The organism is Spiroplasma endosymbiont of Melieria omissa (genome assembly GCF_964031175.1).
Lineage (GTDB): Bacteria > Bacillota_I > Bacilli_A > Mycoplasmatales > VBWQ01 > Spiroplasma_E > Spiroplasma_E ixodetis_A.
The window spans coordinates 1019381-1043818 of record NZ_OZ035012.1 but is presented as its reverse complement, the minus strand read 5'-3'; the positions used below and the strand labels follow the sequence as shown (position 1 = coordinate 1043818).

Annotated in this window: 28 protein-coding genes and 1 pseudogene; 22 read left to right on the top strand and 7 right to left on the bottom strand. The window is 23.0% G+C overall.

Going from position 1 to position 24438, the window contains the following annotated elements; translation table 4 throughout:
* Positions 1 to 42: 42 nt before the first annotated feature.
* On the bottom strand, positions 43 to 549 hold the full coding sequence (gene tpx, locus ACQH26_RS06855; RefSeq protein ID WP_425382046.1) for a thiol peroxidase: 507 nt from the start codon (positions 547 to 549) through the stop codon (positions 43 to 45).
* Positions 550 to 636: 87 nt separating this feature from the next.
* Between tpx and ACQH26_RS06850 the strand changes: the two genes are divergently transcribed.
* The 6 genes from ACQH26_RS06850 to ACQH26_RS06825 all read left to right on the top strand — a co-directional run bounded on the left by ACQH26_RS06850 (position 637) and on the right by ACQH26_RS06825 (position 7615).
* Positions 637 to 1005, top strand: a complete 369-nt coding sequence (locus ACQH26_RS06850; RefSeq protein WP_425382045.1) for a hypothetical protein — start codon at positions 637 to 639, stop codon at positions 1003 to 1005.
* Positions 971 to 2245 (top strand): YhgE/Pip family protein, encoded by a 1275-nt coding sequence (locus ACQH26_RS06845; protein WP_425382044.1) that lies wholly within the window; start codon positions 971 to 973, stop codon positions 2243 to 2245. The genes ACQH26_RS06850 and ACQH26_RS06845 overlap by 35 nt, the downstream gene beginning before the upstream one ends.
* 560 nt (positions 2246 to 2805) lie before the next feature.
* Complete coding sequence (locus ACQH26_RS06840; RefSeq protein ID WP_425382043.1) at positions 2806 to 3621, top strand: hypothetical protein; 816 nt, start codon at positions 2806 to 2808, stop codon at positions 3619 to 3621.
* 73 nt (positions 3622 to 3694) lie between these two features.
* Positions 3695 to 4693, top strand: a complete 999-nt coding sequence (locus ACQH26_RS06835) for a glycosyltransferase family A protein (protein WP_425382042.1) — start codon at positions 3695 to 3697, stop codon at positions 4691 to 4693.
* Between the two features lie 4 nt (positions 4694 to 4697).
* A complete protein-coding gene (locus ACQH26_RS06830) occupies positions 4698 to 5393 on the top strand; it encodes an RDD family protein (RefSeq protein ID WP_425382041.1) in 696 nt (231 codons plus the stop codon).
* 35 nt (positions 5394 to 5428) lie between these two features.
* Positions 5429 to 7615, top strand: coding sequence for an ATP-dependent helicase (locus tag ACQH26_RS06825; protein WP_425382040.1), 2187 nt, complete (start codon positions 5429 to 5431; stop codon positions 7613 to 7615).
* A gap of 392 nt (positions 7616 to 8007) precedes the next feature.
* Here the strand turns inward: ACQH26_RS06825 and ACQH26_RS06820 are convergent, their stop codons facing one another.
* Together ACQH26_RS06820 and ACQH26_RS06815 are read right to left on the bottom strand one after the other, a co-directional pair.
* Complete coding sequence (locus ACQH26_RS06820; RefSeq protein WP_425381862.1) at positions 8008 to 8496, bottom strand: IS630 family transposase; 489 nt, start codon at positions 8494 to 8496, stop codon at positions 8008 to 8010.
* 40 nt (positions 8497 to 8536) lie between these two features.
* Positions 8537 to 8896 (bottom strand): IS630 transposase-related protein, encoded by a 360-nt coding sequence (locus ACQH26_RS06815; protein WP_425382039.1) that lies wholly within the window; start codon positions 8894 to 8896, stop codon positions 8537 to 8539.
* A 571-nt stretch (positions 8897 to 9467) separates the two neighbouring features.
* Between ACQH26_RS06815 and ACQH26_RS06810 the strand changes: the two genes are divergently transcribed.
* The 9 genes from ACQH26_RS06810 (at position 9468) to guaB (ending at position 17779) form a co-directional block, all read left to right on the top strand.
* Positions 9468 to 9827 (top strand): IS630 transposase-related protein, encoded by a 360-nt coding sequence (locus ACQH26_RS06810; protein ID WP_425382039.1) that lies wholly within the window; start codon positions 9468 to 9470, stop codon positions 9825 to 9827.
* Positions 9828 to 9867: 40 nt separating this feature from the next.
* On the top strand, positions 9868 to 10356 hold the full coding sequence (locus tag ACQH26_RS06805) for an IS630 family transposase (RefSeq protein ID WP_425381862.1): 489 nt from the start codon (positions 9868 to 9870) through the stop codon (positions 10354 to 10356).
* 134 nt (positions 10357 to 10490) lie between these two features.
* The gene (locus ACQH26_RS06800; RefSeq protein ID WP_425382038.1) at positions 10491 to 11495 is read left to right on the top strand and encodes a hypothetical protein; all 1005 of its coding nucleotides are present in this window, start codon (positions 10491 to 10493) and stop codon (positions 11493 to 11495) included.
* A gap of 416 nt (positions 11496 to 11911) precedes the next feature.
* Positions 11912 to 12259, top strand: coding sequence for a transposase family protein (locus ACQH26_RS06795; RefSeq protein ID WP_425381897.1), 348 nt, complete (start codon positions 11912 to 11914; stop codon positions 12257 to 12259).
* 4 nt (positions 12260 to 12263) lie between these two features.
* On the top strand, positions 12264 to 12758 hold the full coding sequence (locus tag ACQH26_RS06790) for a transposase family protein (RefSeq protein WP_425382027.1): 495 nt from the start codon (positions 12264 to 12266) through the stop codon (positions 12756 to 12758).
* A gap of 73 nt (positions 12759 to 12831) precedes the next feature.
* Entirely contained in the window at positions 12832 to 13029 is a 198-nt protein-coding gene (locus tag ACQH26_RS06785; protein WP_425382037.1) for a hypothetical protein, read from the top strand.
* 182 nt (positions 13030 to 13211) lie between these two features.
* A complete protein-coding gene (locus tag ACQH26_RS06780) occupies positions 13212 to 14372 on the top strand; it encodes an amino acid permease (RefSeq protein ID WP_425382036.1) in 1161 nt (386 codons plus the stop codon).
* A 395-nt stretch (positions 14373 to 14767) separates the two neighbouring features.
* Positions 14768 to 16309: a glutamine-hydrolyzing GMP synthase gene (gene guaA, locus ACQH26_RS06775; protein WP_425382035.1), complete on the top strand. Its 1542-nt coding sequence runs from the start codon at positions 14768 to 14770 to the stop codon at positions 16307 to 16309.
* A 3-nt stretch (positions 16310 to 16312) separates the two neighbouring features.
* Complete coding sequence (guaB, locus tag ACQH26_RS06770; RefSeq protein ID WP_425382034.1) at positions 16313 to 17779, top strand: IMP dehydrogenase; 1467 nt, start codon at positions 16313 to 16315, stop codon at positions 17777 to 17779.
* A gap of 56 nt (positions 17780 to 17835) precedes the next feature.
* On the opposite strand, the gene ACQH26_RS06765 is transcribed toward guaB, so the two are convergent.
* On the bottom strand, positions 17836 to 18180 hold the full coding sequence (locus ACQH26_RS06765; RefSeq protein ID WP_425382033.1) for a hypothetical protein: 345 nt from the start codon (positions 18178 to 18180) through the stop codon (positions 17836 to 17838).
* Positions 18181 to 18559: 379 nt separating this feature from the next.
* Positions 18560 to 19084 carry a hypothetical protein gene (locus ACQH26_RS06760; RefSeq protein ID WP_425382032.1) on the bottom strand — a complete coding sequence of 175 codons (525 nt, stop codon included), beginning with the start codon at positions 19082 to 19084 and terminating at the stop codon, positions 18560 to 18562.
* 123 nt (positions 19085 to 19207) lie between these two features.
* On the opposite strand from ACQH26_RS06760, the gene ACQH26_RS06755 reads away from it, so the two are divergent.
* Positions 19208 to 19567: a helix-turn-helix domain-containing protein gene (locus tag ACQH26_RS06755; RefSeq protein WP_425382031.1), complete on the top strand. Its 360-nt coding sequence runs from the start codon at positions 19208 to 19210 to the stop codon at positions 19565 to 19567.
* Positions 19568 to 19599: 32 nt separating this feature from the next.
* Here ACQH26_RS06755 and ACQH26_RS06750 read toward each other — a convergent pair.
* Positions 19600 to 19950: pseudogene (locus ACQH26_RS06750) on the bottom strand (IS3 family transposase); the annotation flags it as partial.
* A gap of 81 nt (positions 19951 to 20031) precedes the next feature.
* Between ACQH26_RS06750 and ACQH26_RS06745 the strand changes: the two are divergent.
* From ACQH26_RS06745 to ACQH26_RS06725, 5 genes are all read left to right on the top strand, one after another.
* Positions 20032 to 21152 (top strand): IS3 family transposase gene (locus tag ACQH26_RS06745; protein ID WP_425382030.1). Its coding sequence is split into 2 segments (ribosomal slippage): positions 20032 to 20275 and positions 20275 to 21152, totalling 1122 coding nucleotides; the frame shifts between segments, so codons are not numbered across the junction.
* A 9-nt stretch (positions 21153 to 21161) separates the two neighbouring features.
* Positions 21162 to 21578, top strand: coding sequence for a transposase (locus tag ACQH26_RS06740; protein WP_425382029.1), 417 nt, complete (start codon positions 21162 to 21164; stop codon positions 21576 to 21578).
* A gap of 29 nt (positions 21579 to 21607) precedes the next feature.
* The gene (locus ACQH26_RS06735; protein WP_425382028.1) at positions 21608 to 21817 is read left to right on the top strand and encodes a hypothetical protein; all 210 of its coding nucleotides are present in this window, start codon (positions 21608 to 21610) and stop codon (positions 21815 to 21817) included.
* A 491-nt stretch (positions 21818 to 22308) separates the two neighbouring features.
* Positions 22309 to 22656, top strand: a complete 348-nt coding sequence (locus ACQH26_RS06730; protein ID WP_425381897.1) for a transposase family protein — start codon at positions 22309 to 22311, stop codon at positions 22654 to 22656.
* A gap of 4 nt (positions 22657 to 22660) precedes the next feature.
* Complete coding sequence (locus ACQH26_RS06725) at positions 22661 to 23155, top strand: transposase family protein (RefSeq protein WP_425382027.1); 495 nt, start codon at positions 22661 to 22663, stop codon at positions 23153 to 23155.
* A gap of 156 nt (positions 23156 to 23311) precedes the next feature.
* On the opposite strand, the gene ACQH26_RS06720 is transcribed toward ACQH26_RS06725, so the two are convergent.
* Positions 23312 to 23641, bottom strand: coding sequence for a hypothetical protein (locus ACQH26_RS06720; RefSeq protein WP_425382026.1), 330 nt, complete (start codon positions 23639 to 23641; stop codon positions 23312 to 23314).
* Between the two features lie 353 nt (positions 23642 to 23994).
* Between ACQH26_RS06720 and ACQH26_RS06715 the strand changes: the two genes are divergently transcribed.
* Positions 23995 to 24390, top strand: a complete 396-nt coding sequence (locus ACQH26_RS06715; protein ID WP_174481244.1) for a Spx/MgsR family RNA polymerase-binding regulatory protein — start codon at positions 23995 to 23997, stop codon at positions 24388 to 24390.
* Positions 24391 to 24438: the final 48 nt, after the last annotated feature.

The window sequence follows — 24438 nt, the reverse complement described above, 5'->3', positions numbered from 1 at the left end:
AAGTTAGGTAATACTTATTTTAAAAATATTACCTAACTTTTTTTATGTTAAAGTTTTAATAAATTTTAGAACTTCATCATAGTTTGGTTCTAATGTTACTTCTTTAACAATTTGTAAATATATAACTTTGTTATTTTTATCAACAATGATAATAGTACGTGCTAATAATTGGATTTCATCAATTAATAAATTAGTAGTATTACTAAAATTATTTTCATTATTACGATAATCACTTCAAATATGAAAATTATTATTCATTTTTAGTTTTTCACAAAAGCGATTTTGAGCAAATGGTAAATCTTTGGAAATAGTAATGATAACTAAATCTTTTAATTTAGTGGCCTCTTTATTAAAGTGTATAGTTTGTAAAGCACAAGTTTTAGTATCAATGCTTGGTACACTAGAAATAATTTTAAATTTATTAGTGAATTGTTCCAAATTCATATTTTCCATTGTTTTATTAACTGCAGAAAATGATAAAGTATCTCCAACTTTGATTATTTCATTTTTAATATGAACGGGTTTACCTTTAATTGTTAATTGCAACATAATATTTTTTTCTCCCTTTTTATCAAATGTATTTATAATATTATTATAACTAAATTTATTAAAGATAATCTATTAAGGAGTAACAAAGTGTTAAAAATTTTAAATAAATTTAAAATTGTGATTCAAGAATTTAAAGTGGTTTTTAAAGCAGTGGGGACTAAACACATTTATAAAAATAAAAGAACAATTATTAAAAGTATTGCACTATGTTTTATTCCATTTTTATATGCGTTTATTGCTTTATGAGCTTTTTTTAATCCATTGGGAAATATTAATCGTTTACCAATTGCTTTAGTTAATAACGATAGTTCTGCAGTAGGAATTAATCGTGTTATTAATAGACATAATTTAAATTTGGATAATGAAAATCCTAATAGTAGTGATGCTTATGAATTTAAAATTAATGATTTACAAATTAACAATGAGAAAAAAAACATTTACTGTTTATTATTATAATGATTGAAAAAGTTATTATCAACATCAAAATGACAAAACTTTTTTAACTGAAATTATTATTGATAGTTGTTTTACTAAGGATTTTAATGATTTTTTTAAAAAAGCTTTTAAAGTAGTTATTGAAAATATTAAAACTCCAGAAAGAATTTGGAATCTTATTAATCAAATTACTATTAGACCAAAAATTAGTTTACAAGCTTCATATAAAGTTAGTCCGATTTTAGGTGAAATTAATGATTTTGCTTTAAATGCATTAAAAGATAATATTTTTAGTAAGTTTTTACCTGTTGTTATTAGTGATCAAGCATTTGATTATTGAGATAAAGATGCTTCTGATTCAGGTTATCAGCATTTACAACCAATTTTAAAAGAAATTTATGGTATTCTTTCAATTGCTGTTCCTGGTTTAGGTCCTCATGCTGAACAATTTAATGCTAATATTGATAGTGTAACAAGCAACAGAGATATTAAACATATTAAAGTTTTAGAACATGATTATTGAATGAATCATACTTTATTGGCACCTATTAACTTTATTAATTTTAATATTAATATTGAAGGTCAAGATAAATCTCCTTATGGATTTGGTTTAGGTCCATATTTCATGTGTATTGGAATGTGAGTAGGTACTTTATTATTAACTTTTACTTTTATTAGAAATAAAGATATTCCAAAAACTAAATTTTGATCAAACTATTTAGCTAAATCAGCATGAATGATTATTTTTGGTTTAATTCAGTCAACAATGTTAGTAACTTCATTATTACTATTATTTAATAATATTGATTTATGACAACGTTTTTGACAAATGTTTTTATACATGTGATTAATAGCAATTATTTTTGACTTGGTTGTTCAATCAATTGCTCACATGTTTCGTAATCATGATTTAGGTAGATTTTTAATTGTTATTCTTTTAATATTACAACTTTCTTCATCAAGTGGTACTTTTCCTGTTGAATTAGAACCCAAGTTTTTTCAAGTAATGTATAATTTTTTACCATTTAGTTATGCAATAAAAGGATTAAGAGAAATTCTTATTAATCCTAATCCAATGACTATTTTATGAAGTATTGGTTGTTTATTAATATTTATTATTATTTTAGTACCATTATCATTGTTGCTTAATTGATGATATGATCATAAAGATGCAAAAAATCAAGTTGGAAATAAAAAAATTAAATTAGTTGTTAATAATTCTTCATCATTAAAAAATAAAACTACTACTGATGAAAATTAAACATTATATTTTAGGTGTCCTTTTTTATTAATATTTTCTAATAAAAATAGAATACTTTAAAGAATATTATATATTATTTTTTCAAAAAAAACTTAAATTAAGTTCTACATAAATTATATTTATGTAGAACTTAATTTATAAAATAAAAAACATAAAAAAGTAAAAGAAGAAAATAACTTATGTATTAAAAAATTATTAATAATGTTACTATAACATATTTTGCTAGTTAAGGGACTATGCTTTCAATTAATACTCATGTTTCTAATAATAAATTAATTAAAATTTCTTTTGTAATAACCATGAAACATTTTCAAAATTGGAAGGAGTAAGTGGTGTAATTTAATTAATAACTAGCGAACAAAAAGGCAATGTTTATTATGTGCAGAAATATATGATATATTCATATAGTCTAAAGATAATTTTATGATGTATTGTTAGTTGTTTAATAGTAAAAATAAAAGTACTTTAATTATTAATCAAAGTGGAAAATTTTCTTAGCCCACACTTTATATATAATTTGATAAAATAGACTTAGAAAATATTAGAGTTAGGAGTAGAAAATGAAGAAAATTATTTTAAATCCAAATATTTGTGCTGATGAGATTGAACTTACTATTAAAAAACAAGGATGAGAAATTATTGATAAAAAATATGATTTTTATCAACCATACGTTAGTATTTTTGATAATTTAAATTATGAAGCAAAAGTAGATTTATATATTGCTTTTAAACCTGCAGGTAACTTTGTTCATAAGGTATATTGCTATTTTTTAGAATTTGATACAAATAATATTTTTAAAATATCAGAAATTAAATCACCAGAACATCCTAAGGGACAAATGACAACACGAGTTGCCGATTTTAAGTATTATAAAACTACTGGTAATTTAGGTTTTACTCCTTATAAAAGCCCAATATCTGGTCAACCATATAACTTAAGTCATAATTATCACAGTTTCTTTAATTCATTAATTGAATCAGAAGCAAGAAATGAATTAAACTATGTTTGTATTTTATTAAAATATGATAATCATGCTCGAAGCAAGAAAAGACTTCGATATTTTGTTAATTCGTATAAAAAGTTTATTAAATCATTTCTTTTTAAATTTGAAAAATTTGAAATTAGAAAAACACGTGCTTTATTAAGAGCAGAAATATTAAAAGGACAAAAAAAGAAAAAAGTTAGCAAGCCCGCAAAGCGAAACGTTATTAAACCTAATAATACTGAAACTGTTATTATTGAAGGTAACTTAAAAACTATTTTTGATCATAAAAATATGACTGTTAAAGTTATTAAAGAAACAGATAATATAGAAAAATCTACTTTAGAATCTAAAAATAAACTTAAAAATAGTAATCAAAAAAATAAAAAATAAATTTTGATAAACCTTCACTTAAAATTGTTAAAGAAGTGTTATAATTATTTATAAAAGGGAGGAAATATTTATTATGCTACTAAGTTTTATTTTATATACAACTTCATTTGAATCCGAACACTTAGATTCTTTTTTAGCAAAGATTTTTGTAAATAAAAAAACTAATTTTGAAGTTGTTGTTGTTGTTGATGGCATTAACAATGAAAATTTGGAGATATTTAGTAAATATTTTAAATTATATCCACAAAATTTAAAAATGATTACTAATTATCAAGTATCAGGTATTGCCATTAGTCGTAATCTTGGCCTTAAATATATTTCCGGACAATATGTAGTTATTTTAAATCCAACTGAAATTCTTAGCGTTAATTTTGTTGAAACAGTTAATAAAATTTTAGATAATAATAAAGATTTAGATTGTATTGAATATTGTGTTTGTTATGAATTTGATATAAATAATGTTTTTCATTCAACAATTAGAACTGAAGTTAATAAATTATATAATTTAAATACAACACAAGGAAAAATAGTCTTTGCTTTAACAACACCAGTTTTAACAACAAAAATCATGAAAGTTAGTATTATTAATGAATATAATTTACAATTTCGTAAAGAAATCCAATTTGATAGTTTATTTTTATACTCATTTTTAGCACATTGTAAAACATATTATGCAATTAATGAAACATTATTAACGTCTAAAAATAACACATTGGAAAATGATAATATTTTTGAACTAATGCATCAATGAATACATATTTTAAACTATTATAATAATTATAAAATTAAAAAAGTTTTATATGAAGAGTTGGAATATGCTTTTGTTAGATACTATCTATATACTCTTTTAAGATTTATTAGTATTTCTAAAAAACCTGCATTAATTGAAAAAACATATAATCGTGTCAAAGAAATTATTGAATTTAAATTTAAAAATTTTAAAAAAAATTCTTATTTTAATACTATTAATCCAAATGATAAATTTACCACTTATGCTCCTGATCTAAGTACTTATTTTAAGAAATATTTTAAAGATAATAATATTAGAGATGATTCAAAATATTGAGAGTAAAAAAATGAATATTAAAAAATTAGATACATCCGAAACATATATAATAGCTAAAACATGAAAACGTATTATTACACGTATTTTTGACGTGATTTTTGTTAGTTTAATCCAATTAATAATTGGATTAGCAATCCATTATTTAGATAATAAAGGTAATCAAGAATCATGACAATTAATAATTATTTTTATTATTAATATAATTATTGTTATTATATATTTTGTTATTATCCCATGAAAATGTAAGGGTCAAACTTTGGGGAAATTAATTTTTCAAATAAGATTAATAAATGAAAAAAATCAAGATTTAAAGTTAAAACATTTTTTTTATCGTGAACTATTTTTAGTTTTTATTCCTCTATTATTAACCACTTCAATAATTCTTTTTATTAAATTGACTTTTAATGAAAATATTGCTACTATTAATAGTAATAGTACTTTAAATTCTTGATTAAATATTCTTATTCGTTCTGTAGTTAGTTTTCATTTTGCTTGGTATTGTGGGATTATGATCGTCACTAAAATTGATAAATATCATCAGCTATTCTTTGATCGTAATCATAAAACTTTTGTCATTAACAAGAAACGGCTTGCAACTAATAAACGGAAGATATCAACTAACGTTAATGATCCACATATTAATTTAATTTATTCTCAACCAGGAAATATTAATGATGACGAATTAGAAAATATAAATAGTCTTTAATAGTATATACTCTTACTAACTTAAGGATAAATAACATGGATAAAACAAAACTTTTAGAAAATCTAAATGAACAACAACTACAAGCAATTATTAATGTTGATGGCCCATGTCGTATTATTGCGGGGGCTGGAGTTGGAAAGACGCGGGTTATAACATATAAGATTGCTTACTTAATTAATGTAATTAAAATTGCTAGTGAAAAAATATTGGCATTAACTTTTACTAATAAAGCAGCACGCGAAATGAAAGAACGAATAATGCAACTTTTAAATGATATTAACATTAATGTTAATATTGTTACTTATCATGCATTATGTGCCAAAATATTAAGAAGAGATATTCATCATTTAAATATTAATAATAATTTTAATATTATTGATCAAGAAGATCAACGAAAAATATTAAAAGATATTTTTCAAAAAGAATTTTCACATAAAGCTGAATTGCAGGAGTTAAGATTATTAAGTTCTAATATTTCTAACTGAAAAAATAATTATCTTTCTCAAGATGAATTATTAGCTGATTATCAAAATCAAGATGAGTGAATTTTACGTATCAAAGTTTTTGAATCGTATAAAAAATATCAATTTATTAATTCATGTTTAGATTTTGATGATTTATTATTATTAGTTGAACGTCTATTTAAAGAATTTCCACATATTTTAACAAAATGAGAAAAGAAATTTGATTTTATTTTAGTTGATGAATTTCAAGACACTAATGATATTCAATATAATATTTTATTGTCACTTGCTAAAAATCATAAAAATATTACTGTAGTTGGTGATCCCGATCAAACTATTTATAGTTGAAGAGGAGCGAATATTAATTTAATATTGAATTTTACTAAACAATTTCCTAATACACAAAAATTTATTTTAAATCAAAATTATCGTTCAACAACTAAGATTTTAAATACAGCTAATAGTTTAATTAAAAATAATGTTCAACGTATTGAAAAAGAACTGTTTACTAAAAATGATCTTGGTAATGATATTGTTATGTATCATGCTAGTAGTAGTGATCAAGAAGCACATTGAGTTGCAACAACTGTTAAAAAAATTCATTTAAAATATCATTTAGATTTGAATAAAATTGCTATTCTTTATCGTAATAATTATTTATCAAAAGATTTAGAACAAGCTTTGATTAATAATAATATAAATTATAAAATTTTTGGTGGTTATAAATTTTTTGAACGTAAAGAAATTAAAGACATTTTGGCATATTTAAAAATTATTGTTTGAAATGATAATATATCAATGATTAGAATTTTAAATGCAACACCTAAAATTGGACCAAAAGCTATTGATAACTTATTATTACTTGCTAATGAACAATCACTAACTTTAAATGAATACTTATTTAAATTTCAGTATGGATTACCAAAAAATTATCGTCAACATTTACAACCTTTAATTAATTTAATTAATGAGATGCAAACTAATATCAAAGATGTTACTTCTTTACATAACATGGTTGAAAATTTATTAAATAAAACTAATTATTTAAAAAAACTAGAAGATAATCTTGAAAAAGAAAGAATTGAAAATGTTCAACAATTATTAGAACAATTGCTTGAATATGATAGTAGTAATAATGAATTACAAGGCGAAGAATTATTAACGTCATTTTTACAAGAAGTAAGTTTATATACTGATTTAGATGAAAATAGTACTAATAAAGCCGTTAATTTAATGACAATTCACAGTGCTAAAGGTTTAGAATTTGATGTTGTTTTTATAGTTGGCATTAATGAAGGTATTTTGCCTGGAATAGGTAAATCTAGTATAGAAAACTTAGATAAAATTGAAGAAGAACGACGACTTCTTTATGTTTCAATTACTAGGGCAAAAAAATGATTATTTTTATCTAGTGCCAGCGGATATTCATATATCTTGGATCGTATGAAACAACCATCTCGTTTCTTAAAAGATTTAGATCTTAAATATTTAAAAATCATTAATAACGAACATCAAGAAATGGCAGCAACTTATCAAAATCGTAATCATTCTAAAATTAATTACTATAAAGCTGATAATAAAGATAAGGTTGAAATAACTAATAATTGAAATGTTGGAGATATAATTATTCATGAAATTTTTGGCAAAGGTATTATTACTAAATTAATTGGTGATAAAATTCAAGTTGCTTTTCATAAAAATCATGGTGGTATTAGAATTATTAGTTCTAATCATAGTGCTATTAAAAAATTTGTATAAATTTATTTTTATTAAAAATGTCTATTTTTTGGACATTTTTAAGTATTTTTAATTAATTTCTTATAAAAAAATACTTTTTTATAAGAAATTTTTTATTACATATTAATTTTTTCAAGTATAAAATTAGAATTAAGATTTATTTTAATTTAATTTTCCTAATAATATTTTAAAATTGGTGCTAAATTGCCAATTATTTTTTATTTTGAAATAACTTTAGAAAAATTAATATTTTAATAAATCTTATTATTTTAATGAAAGGAAAAAAAGTAATTATGATAAAAATAAATTTAGAAGCGTGAAAAGGTTTAATTCGTAATTGAATTGAAGTTAACCCTAATCGTGATGGTCAATCAGTTACTAATAAAGTTAAACAACATGCTAACTATTTATAGCTAACTAAAGTAATGTTTACTCATATCTTGAAAAACAAAATCAATCGCTTTTTTAATATTTGGTCAATAATTTGGTAATATTTTTCTTATATTATGTTTTATAGCAAATCAAAAATGTTCAATTGGATTTAAATTAGGAGAATATGGCGGAAGAAATAATAGTTTGCATCCAGCATTTTCAATTAATTGTTGTGTTAATTTAGATTTATGAAACGTTGCATTATCTAAAACTATAATTTGTCCACGCTTTAATACTGGAATTAGTTTATTTTTAACATATGATTCAAAAATTTTACTATTGCAATGTCCTTCAAATGCTCATAAGGCTTTTAATTTACCTTTATTTAGTGAACCAATTATACTCATTCTCTTTATTTTATATGCGGGTTTATTATCAAATAATCTTTTACCTTTTTCAGATCAACCATATTTATAAAATTCATTATCATCAATTCCAGATTCATCAATATATACTAAATCTTCATTCATTATTTTAGCTATTTCTTTTAAAAAATCTTCTTGTTTATTTTTATCTCTTTGTTCATATAGAAAAGTTTTTTTTATATGTATAATTTAGTTTTTTAAAATAGTTATAAACTGTTTCTTTAGTCATATTTCCAAATTTATCAATTACTTTTTGAACTGTAACATCTTTATTTTCTGCTAAATAATTTTTTAATTCATCTAAATCCTTTATTTTGTGGCTATGTCCTTTTTGATAATTCAAAATTGGTTTTATATGCCCAGTTTCTTTTTTTCTTTTTCTTCATAAAAATAAAGTCTTTCTAGTGATATTGAACACTTTACAAATTTCTTTAATTTTCATATTTTTACTTTCATAAGCTTCTATTACTTTTCTTCGTAAGTCTTCACTGTATGGTTTTCGCATAATTTAATCTTCCTAATCTATTTTAATTATTGCTGAATTGTACTTTTAAATTCAAAAACTGTTTAAATTACATATTATTATTTTACATTATTTATGAGTAAATATTACTTTAGTTAGCTATAATAAGGTACTATTATGAAGATATGGATTGAAGTTATGGTAAAAGGTTTCAATTTAAAATAAAAATTTTATATAATCATGATGATATTTATGATAATAGTGATATTGCAATTAGCTCAACTTTTCCATGAACATGAAAAGAAATAGAAAGTATAGGTGAAAGTTTTTATAAAAATTTTTGAATATTGAAAAAGTATATACAGATAGTTCTAGAAAAGAACGTATAGAAATTGTACTATATGAAAAACTATTTAATTGATTTGATTTTGAATCAGTAAGAATAATAACAGAAGATATGGGTTACTATCCTAATAATTTGCTTGATAATTTATAGCTAACTAAAGTAATATTTACTCATAAATAATGTAAAATAATAATATGTAATTTAAACAGTTTTTGAATTTAAAAGTACAATTCAGCAATAATTAAAATAGATTAGGAAGATTAAATTATGCGAAAACCATACAGTGAAGACTTACGAAGAAAAGTAATAGAAGCTTATGAAAGTAAAAATATGAAAATTAAAGAAATTTGTAAAGTGTTCAATATCACTAGAAAGACTTTATTTTTATGAAGAAAAAGAAAAAAAGAAACTGGGCATATAAAACCAATTTTGAATTATCAAAAAGGACATAGCCACAAAATAAAGGATTTAGATGAATTAAAAAATTATTTAGCAGAAAATAAAGATGTTACAGTTCAAAAAGTAATTGATAAATTTGGAAATATGACTAAAGAAACAGTTTATAACTATTTTAAAAAACTAAATTATACATATAAAAAAAACTTTTCTATATGAACAAAGAGATAAAAATAAACAAGAAGATTTTTTAAAAGAAATAGCTAAAATAATGAATGAAGATTTAGTATATATTGATGAATCTGGAATTGATGATAATGAATTTTATAAATATGGTTGATCTGAAAAAGGTAAAAGATTATTTGATAATAAACCCGCATATAAAATAAAGAGAATGAGTATAATTGGTTCACTAAATAAAGGTAAATTAAAAGCCTTATGAGCATTTGAAGGACATTGCAATAGTAAAATTTTTGAATCATATGTTAAAAATAAACTAATTCCAGTATTAAAGCGTGGACAAATTATAGTTTTAGATAATGCAACGTTTCATAAATCTAAATTAACACAACAATTAATTGAAAATGCTGGATGCAAACTATTATTTCTTCCGCCATATTCTCCTAATTTAAATCCAATTGAACATTTTTGATTTGCTATAAAACATAATATAAGAAAAATATTACCAAATTATTGACCAAATATTAAAAAAGCGATTGATTTTGTTTTTCAAGATATGAGTAAACATTACTTTAGTTAGCTATATTTCAACCTTATTATGATGGAGGATTATGAATAGGAACAACTCCTAGAGACTTAATTAATGGTAAAGAAATTATATTACATGATGGTAAAAAAGTTTTTAATAAAATAAAAGATTTAAAATCTATTATTTTGGCTTTTGTTCAGCAAGCAATTGCAATTAAAGATAAGTTAGAATTAACTACTGCTGGACAGTCTTTGGGCGCCGGATATGATTATTGAGTAGAAAATAAATTGAAACCAGAAGTGCTTAAACCTTTAGTAAAGAATGATGGTTTTAATAATATTGTTGTTGCTTATGGTGCTGCTGCTTCAGCTGTTGGTTATAATCCATGAGATGTTGCATATACGCTATCTAATAAAGATATTAATAAAGCAGTAGCAATGCTACAACCAGCTTTGATTGAGTATCAAGAACGCATTACTAAATTTGCAGGTTTTGAAACTAAAGATATGCCATTAAATTTAGACTTAGATATTGAAGGGATAAACTTTGATAGTGATCATATTAATGGAATGAAGGTTTTATTTACTACATTAACAAAAATGAAAAGAAATAATCAAAATTGAAACTTTAGTGTTACATTACCAGTAATGCCAACAGGGCTAGTTGGTAGAGATATTGAGAATGTTATTAAAATAGCTTTAGAAATATATCAAAAAGCAGATTTAAAAGTTGAAGATTTATTTACAATTAACATTATGGCTATGGATTATGGTGAAATTGTTGGACAAGAAGTAATTGATAAAGGTTTAACTTTTTTTGATATTGCTAAACAAGCAATTAAAAGTACTGCTAACCAATATTTTGAATTAATAAAACAATATTTTCCAAAATCTAATTTATTACTTACTGATGTTTATCAAAAACTAGGTATTACACCAATGATTGGTATTAATGATGTTAATAATAACTATTTTACTTTAGAAGATGCTAAAGATTTATATAATTGAGCACAAACAAATAAATTAGCAAACATTAGAATATGATCATTAAATCGTGATAGTAATGGTAAGATAGATGAAGTTTGAGGAACAAATAATCACGGATTAAAATATTTAAATGAAGGTGATTTTTTAAATGTTTTTACTGGTAATTGAACTTATTGAGTAAAAAGTCCAGTTCGTAAAGTTTAATGTTTTTTTTGATAATTATTATAAAAAATATCAAAATTTAAATAAGAAGAAATTAAGATTTTTTTACTCATTATTTAGGGAAAATTAAAAGTAAAATAATTAGTAATTCTTTATATAACAAATTATATTATTATAATTTGTTATATTTTATTGTTTAATTTGCTAATCACTTTAAAACTACTTTTGTTCTAATATCATAAAATTTTGATAATTAAAAAATAAAAATATTTTTTTTAAGTTATAATTAAAAATAATTTATTTTTTGAAAGGAATTACTAATTGAATGTTTAATTTAAAAAAATTAAAATTTTGAGCAAAATCATCTCGTGCTAATAATAGACTTACTGCATAACTAGTTAACTTTTCATTTTTTTGTTATTATTAAAATAAAATTTGAATAGTTAAGGATAAATTTTATGACATATTTTGAATTAAAAGATAAACCGGATCAATATTTTCGTAAAATAGTTGGTATTAATAAACTAGTTTTTAATGAAATTTTAAATATTTTATTAGATCATCAAAATCTAAAAAATACCACTGGTGGAAGGCCATATAAAATGTCAATAGAAGATAGACTAGTAATGACTTTAAGATATTTATATGAAAATCGTACATATCATAGTATTGGTGCTGAGTATGATATGGTTGATACTACTGCTTTACGAAATATTCGTTCAATTGAAGACATTTTAATAAATAATAATAAGTTTAATAATTTAACAAATAAAAATATTTTTTTAAAAAGAAGAATTCAAAAATAAAATTTTGATAATTGATGTAACAGAAGTAGAAACAGAACGACCAAAATATAATCAAAAAGATTGATTTTCTGGCAAAAAATGAATGCATACTGTTAAGTTTCAAACCATAATTAATGCACATACTAATGAAATTTTAAATATTTTTCCTGATACTGGTAAAAATCATGATTTTAAAACTTTTAAAAATTCAAAGTTAGAATTTTTGTCAGAAACTGTAATTCTTGCAGATAAAGGTTATCAAGGTTTACAAAAAATTGATAGTAATACATTTTTACCCATTAAAACTAGTAAAAATAATCCTAAAACAAGTAAAATTAAAATTTTTAATAAGATTATTAATAAAACTCGCAGAAAAATTGAACATGTTTTTGCATTTTTAAAATGTTTTAAAATTATTGGTTATAAATTTAGAAAAGGTAGAAAACGAATATTTTTAAGATTTAATTTAATTGCAGGATTTTATAATTTATCATTAAAACTTAAAAACGTTATGCAGTAAGTCTAATGAAAAAATTAGTCTTAATGAATTAATATGAATTGGTTTTAACTATACTTGTGGTATTGCATTTCCAATGGCATTAATTGGCATTTATTATTGAAATAATGGTGGCGTTGGTTTACATATGCTATGAGTTATTTTATTATGTGCTTTAATTGCTGCGGGAACTGCACTTGCTTTTACTAAATGTAGTCGTGTTTATCATGACACTAATGGTGTGGCGCTTATGTTTATGTTCGTGGAGTTTTTGGTCGTTTTTGAGGGTGAATAATTGGTTTTATTCAATATATTACTTTACCTTCAACAATTATTGTAACTATTATTTCTATGTTTCGAGTGAATTTAGATCAATTATAAATTTTTGATTGAGCTCCTGAACGATGATCAAGTTTAATTATTGATAGTATTGGTATTTTTATTTATGCTGCTGTTGCTAGTTGCATGTATTTTGGAATGAAGGGATTTCGTTGATTTGTTAATATTTCTGGTATTATTAAATGAGGTTCTGCTTTGTTTTTAATTGTTTGTACTATTATTTTGGTAGTAACTAATAAAGGTTTAGCATTTTCAGAAGCGGCTGAAGGAACAAAAAACATTAATTTAACTTTACCAAAAATTAATAATGCATTTAGTGGATTCTTCTATTTCTTTATTGGTTTTGAAACTTTTATTGTTGTTGGAAAAAATGTTAAAAATCCAACTAAAAACTTTGGTAAAGGTATTTTAATAGTTTTATTATTATCAACTATTTTTTATTTAGCTGTATCACTATTAGTATTTGGTGCCATTACTATTGACGGTACAAATGGCCAAAATGGTTGATCTGGAGCTACTAATGAATATAATCCAAATAATGTTATATCAGGAATTGCTGGTATTACTGGTATGATTGTACTAGTTATTTCTACTTTATCATTGAAATTAAATGGTGCTATGCAAAATTCTTTATATTCTGGTGGTATGATTCAACCATTAGCCAAAGAAGGATATATTACTGAAAAATTAGCCAAATTAAATAAAGAAAATATTGCAATGCGTGCTAGTACAGCTAATTTAATTATTACTATTATTGCTTGTATTATTATGTTAATAATCCCAGATTTAATTGGTGCACCTTTTGATTTTAATACAGTACTAGGATTTTCTACTAACATTACTATTGCTGTATATATTTTTGTATTAGCTGCCACATGTGTTATGGGTTATCGTAAACAAATTAAAATTAAAATTTGAGAATGAATTATTTTTGTTGCTTGTGGTTTATTTTTGCTTAGTCAGTTTGTTGTTTTTAACTATGGCATGGTTAATGACATGATTAATAAAAGAGGCGAAGTATTAATAGCTGTTATTATTGAGTTCTTAATGTTTTGAATGTTTATTGCAATTGCTGTTATTTGATATTTTATTTATTATCAACCAAAATTAAAAATACGTTTAGCATCAAATTTAGATTATCAAAATCAATTAGATCAAGAATTCATACCAATGACTGAAGAAGAAGCAATAAAATATTTACTTAATGAACCCGAAACAGAATTAGAACGAATTAAAATTCATGAAAATGAAGCCAGATCAGTTAGAACCTGTTTAGGATCTTTTTTGATTAATTTTTAATAAAATTTATATTATAATGGTTATTTTATAATAAAAAATAGATTTTTAGTCGATAAGTTTTCAAATGATAAAATCTTTTTAACAAAAAAATGAAAAAGAAAATAAATTATTGGTTAAGTACCTATTTATAAATGATTATTTCTTGTTTTAGTTAAATTCTATTAAAAAGATCCTAAACAGGTTCTTACAACTTAATTTTTTTAAAATATAATTTAACTTTTAAGAGTAATCATTTATTAATGATTACTCTTTTTCATATGTTCTTATCATTAATTTCAATTTTTTTAATTATATTTTAAAGAAATTAAAATTTATCATAAAATAATTATTAGTGTAATCTATTTTATTTTTTGTCAAAAAATGATTTAATTACTATTATATTTGGAGGAATAAAAATGATAAATACACAAGTATTGATTTTAGATTTTGGAAGTCAATATACACAATTATTAGCAAGAAGAGTAAGAGAAGCAAATGTTTATACTGAAGTTTTATCTTTTAATATTAGTTATCAAAAAATAAAAACATATCCCAACTTAAAAGCAATTATTTTATCTGGTGGACCATCAAGTGTTTATTTACAAAATGCTTATAAAATTGATCAAGCAATTTTTAATTTACCAGTTGCCATTTTAGGCGTTTGTTATGGCATGCAATTATTGACAAATCATTTTAAAGGGAAAGTAGAATTAGCAGATGAACAAGAATTTGGAAAATCAATTTTATATCTTGATCAACCAAATAATAAATTGTTTAAAAAAGTTGCTAATCAATCAAAAGTATGAATGAGTCATGCTGATCATGTAACAAAAATTCCAAAAGATTTTATACAAATAGCTCATTCTGATTCTTCAATTTCAGCAATTGCACATTTTACTAAACCAATTTATGGTATCCAATTTCATGCTGAAGTTACCCATTCAGAATTTGGTAAGCAAATAATTGAAAATTTTTTATTTACAATAGCAAGTTGCACAAAAGATTGAAGTTTAGATGATTTTATTAGTAATCAAATTTCAGAAATTAAAGATAAAGTCCAAGATAAACAAGTTATTTTAGGTTTAAGTGGTGGAGTTGATTCTTCAGTTGCCGCTGCCATTATTTCTAAGGCAATTGGTAAACAGTTAACTTGCATTTTTGTTGATACAGGTTTATTGAGAAAAAATGAAGCAATTGATGTCATGGAAATTTATAAACAAAATTTTAAACTTAATCTTGAAATGATTGATGCAAGTAAACATTTTTTTACTGCCTTAAAAGGTGTTAAAAATGCTGAAGAAAAAAGAAAAATTATTGGTAAACAATTTATTGATGTATTTACAACAGCAGCAAGAAAATTTAAAACGGCTGATTTTTTAGCACAAGGAACAATTTATCCAGATATTATTGAATCTTCAAGTAAACATGCAAGTTCAAAAACAATTAAAACTCATCATAATGTTGGTGGTTTACCTGCTGATTTACAATTTAAATTGTTAGAACCATTAAAAACCTTATTTAAAGATGAAGTAAGAGAAATTGGTTTAAAGCTTGGGTTACCTGAAACATTAATTAATCGTCATCCTTTCCCTGGTCCTGGATTAGGAGTTAGAGTTATAGAAGAAGTAACAAAAGAAAAATGTTTAATTTTACAAGAAGTTGATCATATTTTTATTACCAAATTGAAAGAAAAAAATATATATAATCAAGTATCACAAGCATTTGCCACTTTGCTACCAGTTAAAACTGTGGGCGTAATGGGTGATAATCGCACTTATGATTATGTTGTTAGTTTAAGAAGCGTTAATACAATTGACTTTATGACAGCAACAAGTTCACATTTACCATGAGAATTTCTAGATGAAGTTGCAAATGAGATTATTAATAAAGTAGATGGTGTTAATAGAGTAGTTTATGATATTACATCAAAGCCACCAGGTACTATAGAATGGGAGTAAACTATGAATAAAGATTTAAATCAAAAAATAATATGTGAAGGAATTACTTTTGATGATGTATTATTAGTTCCAGGATATTCAGAAGTTTTACCAAATCAAGTTTCTTTAAAAACTAAATTAACAAATAAAATTGAATTAAATATTCCAATTTTATCTGCTGCTATGGATACAGTTACTGAATCTGATCTAGCAATTGCCATGGCAAGAGTTGGTGGTATTGGCATTATTCATAAAAATTTATCAATTGCTGAACAAGCTTTAGAAGTACAAAAAGTGAAAAGAAATGAGTCAGGTTTTATTACTGATCCAATTACTATTGGTGTTCAAACTTTAATTAGTGAAGCAAAATCAATTATGAGTACTTATCGAATTTCTGGATTGCCTGTTGTAAATGAAGAAAATCAACTAATTGGAATTGTTACTAATCGTGATTTGAAATATCTTGATAATGATAATGCATTAGTTAAAAATATTATGACTACCAAAAATTTAATTGTTGGTGATAAAACAACAACAATCGAACAAGCAAAACAAGTTATGTTAAAAAATAAAATTGAAAAACTACCAATTGTTAGTTCAAATAATAAATTGATTGGTTTAATTACAACAAAAGATATTGATAAAGCTATTGATTATCCAAATGCTTGTAAAGATGATCAAGGACGATTAAGAGTTGGTGCTGCTGTTGGTGTTGGTGAAGACACTTTAGCAAGAGTTGAGGCATTAGTTAAAGCAAAAGTTGATGTATTAGTTGTTGATTCAGCACATGGTCATAGTTTAGGGATTTTAAAAACAGTTAAAATAATTCGTAAAACTTATCCAAAATTAGATATTATTGCCGGAAATATTTGTACTGCAGCTGGAGCACAAGCACTTTATGAAGCTGGCGCAAATTGTATTAAAGTTGGTGTTGGTCCTGGTAGCATTTGTACTACTAGAATAATAGCAGGAGTTGGTGTGCCACAAATTACTGCTATTAATGATGTTTATAATTGAGCAAAAAATAAAAACGTAACTGTCATTGCTGATGGTGGTATTAAATATTCTGGTGATATTGTAAAAGCAATTGCTGCTGGTAGCAATTGTGTAATGTTAGGTAGCATTTTAGCCGGAACAGAAGAATCACCAGGTGAGGAAATTATTGTCAATGGTAAAAAATATAAAAATTATGTTGGTATGGGTTCATTAGTTGCCATGAAACGTGGTAGTAGTGATCGTTATTTTCAAAAAGGAATTAAAAAATTAGTGCCAGAAGGAATTGAAGCACGTGTTCCTTTTAAAGGTAAAGTACAAGATGTTGTTTTTCAATTAGTTGGTGGTATTAGAAGTGGTATGGGTTATGTTGGTGCTAAAAATATTTTATCTTTAATCCAAGATTCTAAATTTGTAAAAATTTCAAGTGCTGGTTTAAGAGAATCACATCCTCATGATGTTGAACTAACAAAAGAAGCACCAAATTATAATAAATAAAAAAATTGTATATTTAAAAAAAGTAAGTTTTATTAAAACTTACTTTTTAATTTTAATTAATATTTAATTTTTTTATTAATAACAATTTCATCATTTTGTTGTACGTTATGACGTTTAATTGTAATTTCTTTGTTAGTTTTATTTATAGAAATTTCAGAATAACCACCAAAAAGTGCAGTACCACTTAAAACATCATAAATTGTTTTTTTACCAACATTAACTGCAATTATTTTTTCATCATATTTGGTTGGTACAAAATGTTGATGTCCAGTTAACATTAAAATAACATTATATTTTGCTAAAATTGCATTTTCAAATTCAGTTCTTTGTTCTTTGCTTCATCATTCTTGATCAATTGAAAAATCATCATATCCATAATGAAAAGCTAAAACAATTGGCATATTACTCAAACCAACATTTATTTCTAAATCTTTTTGTAATTCAGTTAATGCTGGCCCAGGATCACTTCTTCCAAAATTTCAACCTGAAGTATCTTTATTAATTGGAGCTAAACTGCATTGAACAAAATGTATACCTAATCAATTTCAAGAATATACAGGAACTTCATTTTTTGAAGTATAATAGAGTAAGTGGGGTGAGTAAAGTTAATAGTTATAATTTAATTTTCTTTAAATAAAAGACAACTTTAAATTATTAATTGTTGGTTATATTATATACCTTTTTACATTTATAATCAAGTGTTTTAAGTTATTATTTTACCATTATAAATATCAAAAATTCCTAACTACTTAGGTTTAGATTTATTAAGTTTTTAAAATATTAAAGTAAAAGATTTAATTTATTCATTCTTGCTGAATTAATTATAAGCATATTATCAAGTACTTTATCATTATAAATTTTAGCGCCATATCCTTTTAAAGATTTAACAAGATGTGATACATCACTTTCAGCACATACTCCTTGATTTCAATTTTCTTTTTGATTTATAACACCTTCTTTATTATTTTTAAAATATTTATATATTTCTTCATTTACATTATTTTCTTTTAAAAAATCTAATAATTGATAATATTCACCATTAACAAATAAATCATATGCATTTGTTAATTTTTTATTATCTACTTTTCTATTAAAAATAAATCCTTTTTTCAATGCTTTAAATGCATGATGTCTATCAATTACATAAGGAATATTTTCTTTTTTAGCAGTAGTTTTAATTCAAGGTGCACCATCACCAATAAATACTAAACTACTTTTAGTATAAATATATTGTAAATCAAGAAATTCATAAATTTTATTAATAAATTCTTGTCTTTTAATTCTTTGACCATTTTTAGTTTTCATATATAGCTAACTAAAGTAATATTTACTCATAAATAATGTAAAATAATAATATGTAATTTAAACAGTTTTTGAATTTAAAAGTACAATTCAGCAATAATTAAAATAGATTAGGAAGATTAAATTATGCCAAAACCATACAGTGAAGACTTACGAAGAAAAGTAATAGAAGCTTATGAAAGTAAAAATATGAAAATTAAAGAAATTTGTAAAGTGTTCAATATCACTAGAAAGACTTTATTTTTATGAAGAAAAAGAAAAAAAGAAACTGGGCATATAAAACCAATTTTGAATTATCAAAAAGGACATAGCCACAAAATAAAGGATTTAGATGAATTAAAAAATTATTTAGCAGATAATAAAGATGTTACAGTTCAAAAAGTAATTGATAAATTTGGAAATATGACTAAAGAAACAGTTTATAACTATTTTAAAAAACTAAATTATACATATAAAAAAAACTTTTCTATATGAACAAAGAGATAAAAATAAACATGGAATGGCAACACTTTTTAGGACTATTTTTTGGTAGACATTTGTTTTTGATAATTAACTGGAGTTAAGTAGTTTAAAGTGCTGTGGATTCTTATGTTGTTGTATCAATTGATGTAATCAAATAATTCTAATTTTAATTGGATTAATGATCTAAAATTTTTATCATTAATAAATTCAGTTTTGAAAGTTTTAAAAGTTGCTTCAGCAACAGCATTGTCATAAGGACAACCTTTTTTGCTTAAAGAGCGAGTAATATTGAATGCTAGTAAAAGTTTATCAATAATTTTATTATTAAATTCATTACCACAATCACTATGAAATATTTGAATATCTTTTAAACAGCGATTTGATTGCATAAATGCTTGATGTACTAATAAGGTGGATGGGTTACACTTTATTGGACACTAATTACGTAGACAAGTGAACAAATTAGTTGAAAGAAAGGAACTATAATTATGGCCAATATTAATTCATATACCGATGAATTTAAAAAACAAATAGTAGCTTTATATCAAAGCGGCAAATCAGTATCTTACCTTGCTAAAGAATATAATGTTACAAGAGCAGCTACTTATAATTGAATTAAGCAATTTACTAATTCAGGTAGTTTTAAAGCTAAAGATAATCGTTCTGTTGAAGAAAATGAATTAATTAAATTAAGAAAAGAATTAAAACAATTACGAATGGAAAATGATATTTTAAAGCAAGCAGCACTAATAATAGGCAGAAAATAGAAATTATTACAAACAATAAGTTTAAATATAAAATTCGCACAATGTGTCATTTTTTAAAAATTTCTAAATCAACATATTATTTTAATTTAAAGAAAAAAGAAAATAAAATTCAAAATAATATTTATGATGAAGCTATTATTAGTGCTTTTAAAGAAAATAAATGTGTTTATGGAACAAGAAGATTAAAAGTAATATTAGAAAACCAAGAAATTTATTTATCAAGACGAAAAATTAAAGAAATTATGAATAAGCATAATTTAATATCAAAATACACTAAATTATCATTCAAAAATCATAATAACAAAGTAAATGATGAAAAAATCACTAATCTTGTGAATAGAAACTTTAATAATAGGCTTAAAAATGAAGTTATTGTCAGTGATTTAACTTATGTTCAAGTTAATGGTAAATGAAACTATATTTGCTTATTAATTGACCTATTTAACCGCGAAATTATTGGACATAGTGTAGGTACTAGAAAAGATGCCTTATTAGTACATCAAGCATTTATGCAATCAAATCGCTGTTTAAAAGATATTCAAATATTTCATAGTGATTGTGGTAATGAATTTAATAATAAAATTATTGATAAACTTTTACTAGCATTCAATATTACTCGCTCTTTAAGCAAAAAAGGTTGTCCTTATGACAATGCTGTTGCTGAAGCAACTTTTAAAACTTTCAAAACTGAATTTATTAATGATAAAAATTTTAGATCATTAATCGAATTAAAATTAGAATTATTTGATTACATCAATTGATACAACAACATAAGAATCCACAGCACTTTAAACTACTTAACTCCAGTTAATTATCAAAAACAAATGTCTACCAAAAAATAGTCCTAAAAAGTGTTGCCATTCCAATTATTTGATAATAAACCCGCATATAAAATAAAGAGAATGAGTATAATTGGTTCACTAAATAAAGGTAAATTAAAAGCCTTATGAGCATTTGAAGGACATTGCAATAGTAAAATTTTTGAATCATATGTTAAAAATAAACTAATTCCAGTATTAAAGCGTGGACAAATTATAGTTTTAGATAATGCAACGTTTCATAAATCTAAATTAACACAACAATTAATTGAAAATGCTGGATGCAAACTATTATTTCTTCCGCCATATTCTCCTAATTTAAATCCAATTGAACATTTTTGATTTGCTATAAAACATAATATAAGAAAAATATTACCAAATTATTGACCAAATATTAAAAAAGCGATTGATTTTGTTTTTCAAGATATGAGTAAACATTACTTTAGTTAGATATAAATAAAGATATTGCTGATTTACGAATGACAAATGAAAGTAAAATAAAACAAAAAAAAGATTTGTCTGATGAAATATTAAAACATAAAAAAGAGACAAATATATTAAAGGAAAATTGACTAGTATTAAAAGCACAATTAAGCAAAAAGAATAATACTAAAGAAATAGAAGATTTAAAAGTAACTAATAGTCAAAAACAATTTTTATTAGAAAATACAATACTAAAAATTAAATAACAAAGAGAAAAATTAAAAAATATTTCAATTGAAAATACGCAACCATTAACTGATTTAGAAATACTTCAAAAAGAAAAAAGTGATAAATTAAATTCATTAAATGCCATTAGTTTAAATAAACTTGATAAAGATATAGAAACAGTAATAGTAAGAGAAAGTGAATTAATAAAAAAAATTAATGAAAATAAATCATCTATTTCAGATTCTAGTTTAGATAATTTTAAGATAGAAGTAGAAATTGAAACAAAAAAACAAGTTTCAGAAATAGAACCATTTACTAAAGTAAAACCACTCTTAGAAAAGAGTAATTCTAATGATTCTGGTGATTCTGGTATTGATATAACAACAGAATCAATTAAAATGATAAGATCAGTTTAATTTATTAAAGTATTTAAATTAAATTTTATTCATAAGACTTACTGCATAACTAGTTAACTTTTCATTTTTTTGTTATTATTAAAATAAAATTTGAATAGTTAAGGATAAATTTTATGACATATTTTGAATTAAAAGATAAACCGGATCAATATTTTCGTAAAATAGTTGGTATTAATAAACTAGTTTTTAATGAAATTTTAAATATTTTATTAGATCATCAAAATCTAAAAAATACCACTGGTGGAAGGCCATATAAAATGTCAATAGAAGATAGACTAGTAATGACTTTAAGATATTTATATGAAAATCGTACATATCATAGTATTGGTGCTGAGTATGATATGGTTGATACTACTGCTTTACGAAATATTCGTTCAATTGAAGACATTTTAATAAATAATAATAAGTTTAATAATTTAACAAATAAAAATATTTTTTTAAAAAGAAGAATTCAAAAATAAAATTTTGATAATTGATGTAACAGAAGTAGAAACAGAACGACCAAAATATAATCAAAAAGATTGATTTTCTGGCAAAAAATGAATGCATACTGTTAAGTTTCAAACCATAATTAATGCACATACTAATGAAATTTTAAATATTTTTCCTGATACTGGTAAAAATCATGATTTTAAAACTTTTAAAAATTCAAAGTTAGAATTTTTGTCAGAAACTGTAATTCTTGCAGATAAAGGTTATCAAGGTTTACAAAAAATTGATAGTAATACATTTTTACCCATTAAAACTAGTAAAAATAATCCTAAAACAAGTAAAATTAAAATTTTTAATAAGATTATTAATAAAACTCGCAGAAAAATTGAACATGTTTTTGCATTTTTAAAATGTTTTAAAATTATTGGTTATAAATTTAGAAAAGGTAGAAAACGAATATTTTTAAGATTTAATTTAATTGCAGGATTTTATAATTTATCATTAAAACTTAAAAACGTTATGCAGTAAGTCTATAAAATAAAAAGACTTAGTATTTTTACTAATTTTTTTTATTTGTCTTTAAAAGATAAATATTTATAAAGTATTAATTGTTACTTTAATTATTTATATTATTGACTGGGTTTTGTAATTCAAAGTTATTGATGTTCGTTACATCATTATTTGCTAATAAAGGAGTTCTTTTTTAGATTTTGAAAATGATACTAGCATATTTTCTATTAATCCCTTAGTGGCATTTGTTATTTTTTTATTACCAAATTGTGTTATGTTTAAACTATGAATTAAAGATACAGAACCCATTACGCATACTACTAAATTATTTGGATTTAAAATAGTATTTAATTTATCCTTTATTGATTTTCCATTTCTTGTATTATCATAAAAAAATAAAATAGTTGATAAACTAAGACTAGTTAATAATATTCCGGTGGAACTAATTATAGTTCCAGTTATGAATTCTTTAAAATATTTACTGTTATTATTTTGAATAGGCATGTTTAGTTAACTCCTTGTTTTTTACGCATAAAAATTATTTATTTTTAATTATTTACTTTAAAATAAATAAAATTTGACAGTAAAATATATGTTAAATTTTTTTATAAAATTTAAGAAATAAAAGTATCTATTTTTCAAAAAATAATATGATATAATATGTGGGTGAAGGATATAGCGGAAAAGGTCTTTCATAGTACTTATTTTCTAAGTTTGGTCAAAGATAGTGTGGAAATATATATTATTATAGTAATGTAGAGTTTATTAACTTTTATCTTTAAAAGATAAAAAAAATATTAATTTTAAAAAAGAGTATTTAAATCAAATGTAGTCTAAAAGCAAAGAGGGGTATTGTCATGATTAAAATATATGTTTCGCCAAGTTGTTTGTCTTCAAAAAAAGTTATTCAATTTTTTGATAAACATAAAATTCCATATATTAAACGTAATATTATCCATAATCCATTGACTGATACTGAAATTAAATTATTATTAAGATTTGTACCAAATGGTGTTGGTGATATTATTTCAACAAGAGCAAAGTTTATTAAAACACATGCTATTAATATTGAAAAGTTAACAATGTTACAAGTTTTTGATTTAATTAAAACTTCACCAACTGTTTTAAAACGTCCAATTATTGTTCAAGAAAATAAACAACGTATTCAAATTGGTTATAATGAAGATGAGATTGAATTATTTTTACGTGGTTCTATTGAAAACGAATTTGAAGATTCTTGTGAAATATTTTAATTGAAATATGATTGGAATACATGATGAAAAATTATAAATTTACAATTA